This is a genomic window from Gilliamella sp. B3022 (assembly GCF_028751545.1).
In the GTDB taxonomy this organism is placed as follows: domain Bacteria; phylum Pseudomonadota; class Gammaproteobacteria; order Enterobacterales; family Orbaceae; genus Gilliamella.
This window is the reverse complement of the sequence record NZ_CP071867.1, coordinates 1,097,207-1,110,178: the sequence shown is the minus strand read 5'-3', so window position 1 is coordinate 1,110,178 and position 12,972 is coordinate 1,097,207. Positions and strand designations below refer to the sequence as shown.

Annotated in this window: 10 protein-coding genes; 8 read left to right on the top strand and 2 right to left on the bottom strand. The window is 32.3% G+C overall.

Annotated elements, in window-relative coordinates; translation table 11 throughout:
• Positions 1–30: 30 nt before the first annotated feature.
• Entirely contained in the window at positions 31–1,536 is a 1,506-nt protein-coding gene (locus J4T76_RS05010) for an MFS transporter (protein WP_267341041.1), read from the bottom strand.
• A gap of 287 nt (positions 1,537–1,823) precedes the next feature.
• On the opposite strand from J4T76_RS05010, the gene J4T76_RS05005 reads away from it, so the two are divergent.
• The 4 genes from J4T76_RS05005 to J4T76_RS04990 are packed head-to-tail and all read left to right on the top strand — an operon-like array spanning position 1,824 to position 8,459.
• Complete coding sequence (locus J4T76_RS05005; protein WP_267355935.1) at positions 1,824–3,392, top strand: oligogalacturonate-specific porin KdgM family protein; 1,569 nt, start codon at positions 1,824–1,826, stop codon at positions 3,390–3,392.
• A gap of 36 nt (positions 3,393–3,428) precedes the next feature.
• Complete coding sequence (locus tag J4T76_RS05000) at positions 3,429–5,000, top strand: SGNH/GDSL hydrolase family protein (protein WP_267355933.1); 1,572 nt, start codon at positions 3,429–3,431, stop codon at positions 4,998–5,000.
• Positions 5,001–5,013: 13 nt separating this feature from the next.
• Positions 5,014–6,180: a pectate lyase family protein gene (locus tag J4T76_RS04995; RefSeq protein WP_267341038.1), complete on the top strand. Its 1,167-nt coding sequence runs from the start codon at positions 5,014–5,016 to the stop codon at positions 6,178–6,180.
• A gap of 35 nt (positions 6,181–6,215) precedes the next feature.
• Positions 6,216–8,459, top strand: a complete 2,244-nt coding sequence (locus tag J4T76_RS04990; protein ID WP_267355931.1) for a right-handed parallel beta-helix repeat-containing protein — start codon at positions 6,216–6,218, stop codon at positions 8,457–8,459.
• A 273-nt stretch (positions 8,460–8,732) separates the two neighbouring features.
• Here J4T76_RS04990 and J4T76_RS04985 read toward each other — a convergent pair whose 3' ends face one another.
• A complete protein-coding gene (locus tag J4T76_RS04985) occupies positions 8,733–9,368 on the bottom strand; it encodes an RpiB/LacA/LacB family sugar-phosphate isomerase (RefSeq protein ID WP_267355930.1) in 636 nt (211 codons plus the stop codon).
• Between the two features lie 252 nt (positions 9,369–9,620).
• Here J4T76_RS04985 and J4T76_RS04980 point away from each other — a divergent pair, with 252 nt between their 5' ends.
• The 4 genes from J4T76_RS04980 (at position 9,621) to kdgR (ending at position 12,966) form a co-directional block, all read left to right on the top strand.
• Complete coding sequence (locus tag J4T76_RS04980) at positions 9,621–10,793, top strand: oligogalacturonate lyase family protein (RefSeq protein WP_267341033.1); 1,173 nt, start codon at positions 9,621–9,623, stop codon at positions 10,791–10,793.
• A gap of 43 nt (positions 10,794–10,836) precedes the next feature.
• Complete coding sequence (locus J4T76_RS04975) at positions 10,837–11,637, top strand: gluconate 5-dehydrogenase (protein ID WP_267341032.1); 801 nt, start codon at positions 10,837–10,839, stop codon at positions 11,635–11,637.
• A 96-nt stretch (positions 11,638–11,733) separates the two neighbouring features.
• Positions 11,734–12,054 carry a cupin domain-containing protein gene (locus J4T76_RS04970; protein WP_065561895.1) on the top strand — a complete coding sequence of 107 codons (321 nt, stop codon included), beginning with the start codon at positions 11,734–11,736 and terminating at the stop codon, positions 12,052–12,054.
• Between the two features lie 117 nt (positions 12,055–12,171).
• On the top strand, positions 12,172–12,966 hold the full coding sequence (kdgR, locus tag J4T76_RS04965; protein WP_267341031.1) for a DNA-binding transcriptional regulator KdgR: 795 nt from the start codon (positions 12,172–12,174) through the stop codon (positions 12,964–12,966).
• The last annotated feature ends 6 nt before the right edge of the window (positions 12,967–12,972 follow it).

Below are 12,972 nucleotides of genomic sequence, written 5' to 3'. Positions count from 1 at the left end.
AATTGATGATATTATTATTTTTACTTATTTTTAATGATGTTGTTTAAAGCCAACATTATTATTACCAAAACAGTTGTCATAATCAAATCCAGTTAACTCTTTAACTAAACTTCTTATTTCTGGTGTTGCATCTTGTTTTTTACCACCGTTTTTTAATCTATCAAGCTCTTGAATAATAAGTGCATGAGTCGATTTATCTAATTTCATACGATATGTGAAGAAGATACCTAATAGTGCCATTCCACACACACCGAAGACTAATACTAAGTTGATTGCTGTAACCGCACTCTCTGGTTGAACAGCATCTACGCCTGATACAAAACCGGAATATTTCAATACTATACCTAAAATAAAGACAATTGTTGCGCGCATTAGTTTACCCGCCATGGTCATGGCACCTGCATAAATACCTTCACGGCGTCTGCCTGTTAATACTTCATCAATGTCAGCTAAGAAGGTGTATACGCTCCATGGAATGTAATAAACCCCCCCTGTTCCTAAACCAAACCAAATAGTAATACCAATAACAATCCATGTAACATAAGGCATGTTAAAGTAGTAAACACCGATATAACCGATTACTGAAGATATTACAATTAGTATTGCAATGACAAATGGTCTTTTGAATCCACGTTTTACACACCAAGCCATGAAGAAGGCGGTAGAAATGAGTTGACAAATACTGCTTAAACTGTTCATTTGTGAAACGAAGGTTTTTGGTTGACCTAAGTTAAATACCACAAAATAAGTAAATGTTGCCGCAAATAACCATTCAGCACCAAAGCCAAATAGATACATACCTAAATGGTTTCTAAAGGTTTTTAAACGGAAAGTTGAAAAAACATCTGAAAATAATTTAACAATACTTTCCCAAAGGCCAGAAGTTGTTTCATCTTCAATTTCATCAACTGATTTTTCCCAGCTATTAAAATAAAGTAAAATTAGTGCTATCGCCATAATAGATGCATAAGTAATACCTGTTAATAAGAATGGTAGTGGAGAGTCTTTACCATCAAATAGATAGAAAAATACACCAGGGATAGCAGCGGCTAAGAAGTTGGCAACTTTACCAAACATTGCTTTGGAGCCTGCTAGGTAAGTTCTTTGATCGAAGTTTTTAGTCATCTCTACCGGTAAAGTATTGTATGGAATCATAATCATGGTATAGATGAATTCAAATAAAATATAGGTTGTTAAGTAGTACCAGAAATTCATCCCATCTACCCAAAGTAATGGGTAAATAATCATACATGGAATAGCAAATAGGATAAAGAATCGACGACGTCCGAATCGACGCCCAAGTTTTGTATGGTTAAAGTTATCAGTAATAAACCCCATTAGTGGATTTAAAATTACATCTAAATAGGTAGCTATTGAAAAAATTAACGTTGCTTGAAATGCTGAAAGTCCACAAAATGTTGTATAAAAGTATAATAACCAAGCCGCACTGATTGCTAACGCACCACTTCCTATTAAATTACCACTACCATAAGAAAATCGGGTTAGTAAGGTTATTTTTTTCTGATTATCAGCCATAAATCTATTTTCCTTAATAATTATGAAATACTGTTTTAAAAATATTATTAGAATAATATTTAATTTGTACAAGTTTATTTCAAAATTTTTTTTAGAAATGTGATATTGGTAACACTTTATTTAATTTGAAAAGTTCAAATATGAATAGTATTAAAAATAAAAAGGATAAATCTCATATTTTTATTATTTTTTTGAACTGTTTTTTTAAATTGTGATCTTATTAACAGAAAACATTAATAAAATACTAAAAAATATAAAACAGCATTTTAAAAAATAGGAAAACAATAATGAATAATTTTAAATTGAAGAAAATACCGCTTTTAATTTTTCTATCAACCTTTCCTATCTGTAGCTTCGCTGGTTCTGGTCAAACAATCTTTCAATATGAACATAATTGGAAATCTATGGATAGGATTCATGGGGATACTATTAAATTAATTCATAAAACCGACGATAGTTGGCAATATGAATTTAAATTTGGTGTTACTGAAGGTGGTGGAAACAAACGTGATGTTTTATATGATGATATGCAAGGTGGATCGGGTAGTGTTGTTATTCAAAAAATACTTACGCTTGATGATGGCTGGGGATCGATTATTCCATCATTTGAATTAGGTTTCAACAAAGATTCAACTCTTTATCAACCAGGATTGAAATATAGTTATAAAATTAATAGTGATTGGTCAACAAGTTTGCGCTATCGTTATGAATGGAAGAAAATATCTCATGCTGAACGTTATAAAAGAGCAAAAATAGCTGGCAAACAAGTTAAATATGTTGCTAGTAGTAATACAGGAAGGAATCGTTTAGATTGGGCATTAATGTATTCGGGTATAAAAGCATTTAACTTTGCCTATACCTTTAACTATTATATTGGTGATTATACTAACAATTCTTATAAAGCCTTAAAGAACGGTTTTTCTAAAAATGAATATAAAGCTTATAACAATAAAAAAACTGATTATGAGCAAGAATTTAAAATTACCTATAATTATTCAAAATTGTTCCGTCCTTATTTTTCCATTTCTGATGTATCAAAAAATAAAACGACCGATACTCGACAAGCTAAATTTAAAATTGGTTTCAATTACGCATTTGGTCAATCAAATAGCAAAAATTCCGATTTTGTTTATAAATCCTATTTTAAATATACGCATCATTATGGTTTAACTTCACATTATCATGGCGATAGTTTTGGTCTTTATACTGATTTTGATAAGACAGGCTATGTTGGTCTAAGTGTAAATACTTATAACCAATTAAAAAATAGATTATTCTTTGACGATATTGTTTCTAGCCATTATCAAATTTATGGAGGTTACAATTTTTATTTGGCTGATAATTGGGTACTAACACCAAATATGGAAGTTAGATTCTATTCAGGTGGTGGTTATAAGGCTAAAAGTAAAGAAAACTTACCCGATTATCAGTTAGGAGATGTAAGTGATTCACAACGCCCAGGTGTTCGTTATTCTCCCGCTTTAAAATTGACTTGGTTACAAAGTGATGATCTATCTTTTTATGGCCAATATCGATTTGAATATCGCAAAGTTTCAAGAAGTAAACGCGAAGATAGTGTTCAAGGTTATGTCGATAATCGAGCGCGCAATCGTTTTGATATAGGTGCTGATATTAATCTAACTCCTGATTGGAACATTGGCTATCGCTTCTCATACTTAAAAGGGAACTATGTATTACACAATGATAAAAAGCATGATTATCAACAAGAACTGGATATAAATTGGCAAGCAACCAAAGTTTGGCAAGTTAACTTTGCTGCAGAAGATGTGGCAAAAAGTGTTCATTCTGACGCAAGGGAAGCTAAGTTAGCACTAGGATTATCTTATTTATTTTAATCGATAAAAGTGTTAAAAACAGTTAGTGGTGAAAAAATGATAAAGAAAATTTTTTTCGGATTTTTATTGGTTGTCACTTCAATCAATCAAGTATTGGCAAGTACGGTAATACAAGGTTATGTTTATGTTAATAAACCAGTTGTTTCATCGGTGATAGTCCGTGATGTGAATAATAAAATTTTAAAAACGGCGACTAATAGCGATGGGTTTTATCAACAAGATGTTTCTGAACTGACTCCACCACTAATTGTTTTTAGTAATGAAAACTCACTTGCCCGAAAAGCGGATGAAGGGCAAATGTGTAACGGTAATTGTTTGGTTTCATACGTTCATACCTTACAAAAAGATGAAAAAAATACTGTTAATATTAATCCATTAACTGATTTTTTAACTAGTGAACTAGCTAAACAAATCAATCTTCTAGGCCCAGAACAATTTACTGATAATCAATTATCTTTTTCAATAGATGATGCTTCATTAAGCCATGCTTATAAAAAATATCATTTGCTGTTTGATAAAGCATTACGCCAAGTAGGCATTATGGCTAATTTATTTGATCCACTTACTACTGCAAATTCAGATATTAACAAGCTACTTAATGTAATGTACTTTAATCGTGGATACGATTCTTCTACTGGTAAAGTAAGTGGTACTGTATTGTTTGATATGCGTTTAAGACCTATTAGCCAAGATTCACCTTTTGATTATGATCAGGCAGTTAAGCAAAAAGAAAGAAATATAAATGCTAAGCAACGTATTTTTATTTTGGGTGATTCGACTGCGTCCAACTATGATAAAAAAGTTTATCCAAGAATGGGATGGGGCCAAGTTTTTGATCAGTTTATTGATGATAAGGCTGATACGGTTGTCATCAATGGCGCACAGTCAGGCCGTTCAAGCCGTAGTTTCAAAACTGAAGGATGGTTCGATTTACTGATCCCTTTAATGAAAAAAGGCGATTATATGATCATCGCTTTTGGACATAATGATGAAAAATGTAACGGCAACAATCCGAAACGAGGTAAAGTGGATGTTGCTAATTTATGCACTTATCCTAATGATGATAATAATCAAAAACAGTATCCATCAACGCAAGAAAATATGTCATTCCAATCCTCTTTAGAAGGTTATCTCGCTGTGGCAAACGCGTTGGATATGACGCCAATTTTGATGACACCAGTCACCCGTTATAAAGATAAAAATAATAACATTGCTCATCAAAATCAAAGTACCAATCCTGTTAGTCATATGCATTATACCGCCAATAAACCTGGTTTTGCATATTGGGGAGATTATTCGAATACGATTAAACATACGGCTAAAGTTAATCAAGTAGCTTTAATTGATTTGGAGTCATTCAGTATTGATTTTGCCAACCAACACAAGGATGACTGGCAGTCTTACTGGTTAGCTGTAGATCCTAATGATCCTAAATATCCTTATTATAAAAATCAAACTTCTGGCGTGATTAACAATCCGGATGCTACGCATTTTCAAGAAAAAGGTGCACAAGCAATAGCTAAGATTATTGCAACAGCTATTAACAACGATCCTCTATTAAAACAAGATGCTGTTGTGGATCTTAATAAAATTAATCAAAAAAATTAGGGTATCAATTAAAATGAAAAAACGACTAATAGCTGTGTTAATTCCATTAGCAATTAACTCATATAGTTTTACCAGTTATGCTTTATCACCTGCGCCAATAAAAGTTAAACAGGCTCTTGATGTTGCACCTGAAAATGGTTTTGGCGGATACAATTCAGTAACAAATGTTGGAACAACAGGAGGTTCTAAAGCTAAACAAGAAATGATCTTTTTAGTTAACAATAAGAAAGATCTTTTAGAAGCTATTAAAATAAATAAAGATGAACCTCGTATTATACAAATCTCTGGGATTGTAGACATTAGTGAAGACAAACCTTACAAAGACTTTGATGATCAAAAGTCACGTTCGCTGATCAAAATTCCTAGTAATACTACGTTAATTGGTGTGGGTAAAGAAGCGGGTTTTATTAATGGTTCTATTATTTTATCTAATGTAAATAATGTCATTATTCGAAATTTAAAAATTGAAGCACCAATTGATGTTGCACCAAAATTTGAAGAGGGAGATGGATGGAATGCCGAATGGGATGGAATAAACATTATTTCCTCAACTTATGTTTGGATTGATCATGTTACTCTAACTGATGGTAAATTTACCGATAATATGTACCAGAAAAAAGATGGCTGGAAATATGTACAACATGATGGTTTATTGGATATTAAGCGTGGTAGTAATTTTATTACTATCTCTTATTGTCTATTTGAAAATCATGATAAAACTATGTTAATTGGCCATAGTGATAAAAATGCTGATCAGGATGAGAATAAGTTAAATATCACGCTTCATCATAATGTTTTTTTAGACATTACTCAACGCGCACCAAGAGTAAGGTTCGGCAAAATCCACATGTATAACAACCTGTTTAAAGGATCGGTTAATAAATCTAAAACTGTATACCCATATCAATACTCTATTGGCTTAGGCTATAAAGGCAGTGTGCTTTCGGAAAATAATCACTTTATGATTGATGGTTTAAAAGATAACTGCAAAGTAGCTAAACAGTTTAAAGGCGATAACCTTCGGGATAAAAATTCTTTATTTAATCAATCTAAGTTGAAATTAGCGTCATGCGGTTTTGTTGATAATTTGTATTGGTCTGTGCCTTATCAATATAGTGTGGATGATATTAAGCAATTTAGTAAAAACTCTGATCGATTAGTCGGTAGTGGAAAGCTTTAGAATTATTGAAATAAACAAAAATGTTAGGACCCATAATGAAAAAAATATTAACTTCAATACTTTGTCTGTCTACGCTTTATGTTAGCTCAGCTTCTGCACAAGAGTGGAAAGCGATAGCATTTGGCCAATCGACTGACTTAAATTTTGCCTCACTTATCAAGCCTGAAAAAGTGGGAACCAATAATGCCTGGATTGCTGGTCAAAAAGATCATTTAGTTCCAAATCAACCTTATCAATTGCCGTCAGATTTCTATTTAGAGAGTCGAGGCGGTAAAATTGCTAACTCGCATGATGGAATGGTGGTTTTTTATACTCAATTACCCGTTAATCAAACTTTTACTTTAGAAAGTGATGTTACCTTAGAGCAAATAGGACCTGAAGTGGATGGAAAAACGCCTGCCGCTCAAGAAGCGGTTGGTTTATTTGCTCGTGATACTATTGGGGTTGCTAGAAGTGATCCTCAGCCGGCTGGTTATGAGGAGTTTCCAAATGCTTCAAATGTAATTATGAATGCATTAATTACTCAAAATCAAAAAAATGATAATTTAGTAAAAGTAACCGGCTTAGTACGTGATGGTGTAAAAAAAGCATGGGGTAATGAAGGCATATCAATTGAGAAAGTTGGTTATGTTGAACATGTTAATTATGTTGACGTTAAAAGTATGCATTTAACAATGACCAGAACGGCAGATCAATTTATCTTATCGATGAAAAATAATGCGACTGGTGAAGAGAAACAGTGGGCAACCAATGATTATTCAGGATTCTTAAATCAACAAGATAACAAAAATATTTATGTCGGCTTTTTTGCTTCTAGAAACGCAAAAGTTGAGTTTAAAAATTCTAAATTAACCCTTAATGATGAAATGGTTGACTATGATAAATTACCCACTAAACCTGAGGTAATTGTTGATATTAAACCAACGTTAATCTTATCATCACCACAAAATGTATATAGTAAAAATTATACACTACAGTTTTTTCCAAATACTTCAGGTACCGTATTTGTTAAAGAAATTAATAAAACGTTGAATGCGGAAGTTGGTAAGTTATTACAGTTTCCAGCTCAGCTAAAAGATGGAACTAATACCTTTACTGTTGAGTTTACTGATAATGCTAAAAATAATACGCAAATTTTTACAATTAATCTAAATAAATCATCGATTGAAAATTTATCTAATATTATTGTGTCGCCAGAAGGTAAAAAGGATAATAAAGGTACCAAACAATCACCGGTTGATTTCGAAACGGCTGTTAATAGCGTTGAACCGGGCGGTGTTATTCATTTGATGGATGGTTATTATGACGGCATGACTCTTCCGGCTCAATTAAGTGGATTACCCGGTAAATTAAAAACCATACAAGCCATTAATAAGCATAAAGCGATTTTTATTAACACTACGTTTAATTTAGATAGCAACTATTGGGCTATTAAGCAGGTTATCTTTGATGGAAATATTGATGATAAAGACAATAAACCAGCTTATTTAAGAATTTCGGGTAGTCATAATGTGATTGATCAAGTTATTACACGTAATAATAGTGATACCGGTTTGGCAATCTCAGCTAAAAAGAAAAATCAAAATCGAATTTATTGGCCATCTTATAACCTAATTCTTAACTCCGATTCTTATAATAATATGGATAAATCAGGTAAAAATGCTGATGGTTTTGCCGCTAAATTGGGTGTTGGTAAAGGGAATGTATTTAGAGGGTGTATTGCTCATAATAATACTGATGATGGTTTCGATCTTTATAACAAGATTGAAGATGGCCCAAATGAACCTGTATTAATTGACAGTTCAGTTACTTATTCAAACGGTTTTCCTTTTTCAAAACCCAATATTGCTACAGGGAGTATAGGTAATGGCTTTAAATTAGGAGCAGAAGGTCAACCGGTAAATCATAAAATTATCAATTCAATTTCCTTAAATAATAATATGGATGGCTTTACTGATAATTTTAATACTGGTTCTTATATCATGAAGAATAATCTTTCGATCAATAGTGCGAGGTATAATTATATTTTACGCGCTAATCCCTATGAATTTTTAAAACCAGTGGTCATTTTTGAACACAATTATTCTATTCGTGATAGCTGGCAATCAGCGATAAAAGATTCATTTGGACCACAGATTAAAAGTAAAGATTTTAAATCTGTAACCAGCAATCAATTATGGAAAGGAAATAGTGACTTTAAAATCACTCGAGATAAAAACGGTAATATAGTGTTACCAAAAGAGCTAAAAACGCTAATCGAAAAAAATAAAGCTAAATAATTAAAATAATAAAGTGCTAGATCTAGTAAGATTTAGCGCTTTTAATCTTTGCAATTATCCATCTCATTCTTTAATTTTTATTATCTAATATGTTGTTAAATGCGTTTAACTATTTTTTGAAGAAAATATATTGGAAATTAAAATTTATATTTAAATTATATCGTTATAGATATTCACTAAATATAAACGATTAAAAATAATGAAATGTGCCATTTCATCAATTAAGTTGAAATGGCACAAAATTGTAGGATGTAGTAAATAATAAATTCTAAATTAATCTAGTAAACTTCTGATATAATCGGTAATGTCTGGATCTTTGCTGTTTTCAAATAAACATTTTTGGAATCGTTCACCTTTGATCGCATCTTTAAGTAATGATTGATCAATTGCTTTCAATGCTTCAATTAAACTTTTTCCTGCTGCATTTTTCATATCATTTAAAATTACAGCATTAGCATTTTGAGATTCACGACGTTCAGGCGGATAACCTAATCCTTTTTCGCCATCAAAGGCTTTTTCAAAAATATAACGAGCATTGAGTTCAGCACCCCAACCAAAACCTTTAGCAAAAGCGAGTGATAATGCATTACCATTATTTACTTGTGCAAACAAATAAGCATCCGTAGGTTCAATACAATAACCACAATTAACACCAGGAAATGCATTTAATGCCATTAATGCGCCTTGTCCTGTACCACATCCTGTGATAACAAAATCAACGGCTTTGCTGTTTAATAAAATAGCGCTAATAATACCTAAATGAACATAAGTTAATTTTTTATCATTGTCGCTATCCATACCAACATTAAAAACTGTATGTCCATGTTTCTCTGTTGCGTTTTTTAATTCATTTAAAATAATCGGATTTTTAGCTGCTTGGCTAAATTCGTTCATTAATGCTATTTTCATGATTTCCCTCTATTTTTGATTGAAATAATAATCAGTTACATAACAAAGTTTCGTAATTTGTTCTAAGTACTTTTTACTTTCATTATAAACTCGCAAAAAAATATATCAATTTATTTAAGTAAAATAAAACGATGTTTTAATAAAATTATTGCAATGTGATGAAAGTCACAAAATCATCACACTTTTTATATTACTATATTTTATAAATGAGCATCTTTTAAACATTTGTATATTCATATTCAGGGAGTTTATATGGCTAAGGGGAATATCGTAAGGCTGTCATATTCATCATTTACAGATGAAGATTCGAAAAATGAAATTATCCGGTTAACGCCAGAAGGTATTTTATGCCATCGTAATTATTTTTATCAAAAGTGCTTTACCAATGATGGTCAAAAGCTACTTTTTGCGGGTGAATTTGATACTCATCGTAACTATTATTTACTTGATATTGAAAACCAAACAGCAAAACAACTTACCGAAGGACCTGGTGATAATACCTTTGGTGGTTTTTTATCGCCAGACGATAAATTTTTGTACTATGTGAAAAATGAACGCAACTTGCAACAAGTTAATCTTGAAACGTTAGAAGAAAAAAATATTTATACAGTACCTGATGAATGGGTTGGTTACGGTACATGGGTTGCTAATAGTGATTGTAATGAAATTGTAGGCATTGAAATTGATAAAAAAGATTGGACGCCACTTACCGACTGGACAATATTTAAAGCATTTTATGATAAAAACCCGCACTGCCGTTTAATCAAGATTGATATTAAAACAGGTGTAGCCAAAACAGTTATTGATCAGAATGTATGGTTAGGTCACCCAATTTTTAGACCTTTTGATGATAAAACTATCGCATTTTGCCATGAAGGGCCTCATGATTTAGTTGATGCAAGAATTTGGTTGGTTGATCGTGATGGTCAAAATGAACGAAAAGCGCATGATAATTTACCTGGTGAGAGTTGCACTCATGAATTTTGGGTACCAGATGGATCAGGACTTGCCTATGTGTCTTATATGAAAGGACAGCAAGAACGATATATCCGTCTTTATAATCCGATGACAAATGAAGATAAAGAGATTATGGCAATGCCAGCTTGCTCACACTTAATGAGTAATTTTGATGGTACACTTTATATTGGTGATGGAACAGGCAGTCCTGTTGACGTAATTGATACAAATGGCTATAAAATTGAAAATGATCCATGGCTTTATATTTTGGCACCTAGAACAAAAACAGCACATAAATTGGTTAAGCATAACAGTACATGGCGTGTTTTAGATGGTGATCGTCAAGTTACTCATCCCCATCCATCGTTTTCACCTGATAATAAATACGTTTTATATTCGTGTGATGCGCAAGATGAACCCGCACTTTATTTAACTAAAGTGCCCGCTAACATATTAGAAGAAATGTGATAGACCCATTTTGTCTATCATAACTATAACGGAGAATAAAATTATGTCGATTTTAAATAAATTTTCACTCAATAATAAAATAGCGCTGGTAACGGGTGCTTCTTACGGCATCGGTTTTGAAATAGCAAAATCATTGGCTGGTGCGGGAGCGAAAATCGTATTTAATGATGTGGTACCAGAAAACTTGCAAAAAGGACTTGAAGCTTATAACGCTGCTGGTATTGATGCCCATGGCTATCTATTTGATATTACAGATGAAGATGCTGTTGAAAAATCGATTGCTCAAATTGAAAAAGAACATGGTGTGATTGATATTTTAGTTAATAATGCAGGTATTATACAGCGCAAATCGATGCTTGAAACAAGTGCGGCAGATTATCGAAAAATTATTGATATCGACCTGACTGGTCAATTTATTATGGCAAAAGCTGTCCTTCCTTCAATGATCAAAAAAGGAAGTGGCAAAATCATCAACATCTGTTCAATGATGAGCGAGCTTGGTCGTGAAACAGTTGTTGGTTATGCATCGGCTAAAGGTGGCTTAAAAATGTTAACCAAAAATATCTGTTCTGAATTTGGGCATGCCAATATTCAATGTAACGGTATTGGTCCAGGTTATATTGCCACTCCTCAAACTGCGCCATTACGTGAAAAACAAGCAGATGGTTCTCGTCACCCATTTGATCAGTTCATTATCGCTAAAACACCGGCAGGGCGATGGGGGACTCCTGATGATTTGGCTGGAGCAGCCGTATTTTTAGCATCGGAAGCTTCAAATTTTGTTAACGGGCATATTCTTTATGTTGATGGTGGTATTTTAGCTTATATTGGTAAGCAACCTTAATAAAATAAGGTTAAAAATTAGATAATTTAAGAGATAATAAAATAAAAGGATGTTATTTATTATCTCTGTTTTTTTTATAAATTTAGGAGTAATGTCATGTTTTGTTTTAATTCAGATATTGAATTAATTGATTTAGGAAATGGGGTTAAACGTAAAATTTTAGCTCATGATGGTAATATGATGGCGGTTGAAGTTCATTTTGAAACTGGCGCAATTGGTGCGATGCATCATCATCCACATGAACAACTAACCTATGTTTTGTCTGGTGAATTTGAATTTACTATCGGTGATGAGACTAAGATTGTTCGTGCTGGTGATACATTATATAAAAAACCCAATATTGAACATGGTTGTGTTTGCAAACAAGCTGGCGTTTTGCTTGATATGTTTACTCCTCAAAGATTAGATTTTTTATAAAATAGCTAGTAACGACTCATTATTAATTATGATATACTTTCGATAGTTTTGATTTGTTCTAGTTGATCATTTAATAATAGAATAATGACTAATTTTTAGTAAGGAGATGTGCTAATAATGAATGATAGCTCACCAGAATCGGTTGCTTCGGTTTTAAAAGTTTTCGGAATTTTAGAAGCTTTATCCGAATCTAAAGACATTGCTATATCAGAATTATCGCAAAAAGTAATGATGCCCAAAAGCACAGCCTATCGTTTTTTACAAACCATGAAATCATTAGGTTATGTTAATCAAGAAGAAGATTCAGATAAATATTCTCTTAATTTGAAATTACTTGATTTAGGCAACCGAGTGCTTTATCACCAAAACTTTTTAGCTATTGCTGATTTGGAAATGAGAAAGTTAAGGGATAAAACTAAAGAAACGATTCATTTAGCTGTTCGTGAAGGTGACCAAATTATCTACATTAATAAAGTGGCATCAGAACAATACAGTCTTTGTTTAACTTCTAAAATAGGCAATCAAGCGACTGTGCATGCCAGTGGATTAGGTAAAGTATTATTAGCTTGGTTAGATGATGAAAGTAAAAAAAGCTTAGTTAATAGTATTAATTTTGTTCAATACACACCTAAAACAATCACCAATAAAGAGGCATTTTTTGCTGAACTCGATGAAGTTAAACGTTTAGGTTATGGCAAAGATGATGAAGAGTCAGAGCTTGGTTTACGTTGTTTTGCAGTGCCAATTTATAATCGTTTAGGTAATATTATTGCAGCCTTAAGTTTATCAACCTCTATCTTTAGATGTAATACAGCAGAAGATGAAGCTAAACTTGTCGGTGAAATTAGCCAATCTGCCGCCAAAATATCTGAATTAATTGGTTATAATAAGCAATCAAAATTGTCAGAATAAAGGTTA

What these genes read in the sequence shown, in the direction of transcription:
- J4T76_RS05005 (WP_267355935.1), top strand. Translation starts at nt 1,824, where the DNA reads ATGAATAATTTTAAATTGAAGAAAATACCGCTTTTAATTTTTCTATCA.
- J4T76_RS04970 (WP_065561895.1), top strand. Translation starts at nt 11,734, where the DNA reads ATGTTTTGTTTTAATTCAGATATTGAATTAATTGATTTAGGAAATGGG.
- J4T76_RS04990 (WP_267355931.1), top strand. Translation starts at nt 6,216, where the DNA reads ATGAAAAAAATATTAACTTCAATACTTTGTCTGTCTACGCTTTATGTT.
- kdgR (WP_267341031.1), top strand. Translation starts at nt 12,172, where the DNA reads ATGAATGATAGCTCACCAGAATCGGTTGCTTCGGTTTTAAAAGTTTTC.
- J4T76_RS04985 (WP_267355930.1), bottom strand. Translation starts at nt 9,368, where the DNA reads ATGAAAATAGCATTAATGAACGAATTTAGCCAAGCAGCTAAAAATCCG.
- J4T76_RS05010 (WP_267341041.1), bottom strand. Translation starts at nt 1,536, where the DNA reads ATGGCTGATAATCAGAAAAAAATAACCTTACTAACCCGATTTTCTTAT.
- J4T76_RS04975 (WP_267341032.1), top strand. Translation starts at nt 10,837, where the DNA reads ATGTCGATTTTAAATAAATTTTCACTCAATAATAAAATAGCGCTGGTA.
- J4T76_RS05000 (WP_267355933.1), top strand. Translation starts at nt 3,429, where the DNA reads ATGATAAAGAAAATTTTTTTCGGATTTTTATTGGTTGTCACTTCAATC.
- J4T76_RS04980 (WP_267341033.1), top strand. Translation starts at nt 9,621, where the DNA reads ATGGCTAAGGGGAATATCGTAAGGCTGTCATATTCATCATTTACAGAT.
- J4T76_RS04995 (WP_267341038.1), top strand. Translation starts at nt 5,014, where the DNA reads ATGAAAAAACGACTAATAGCTGTGTTAATTCCATTAGCAATTAACTCA.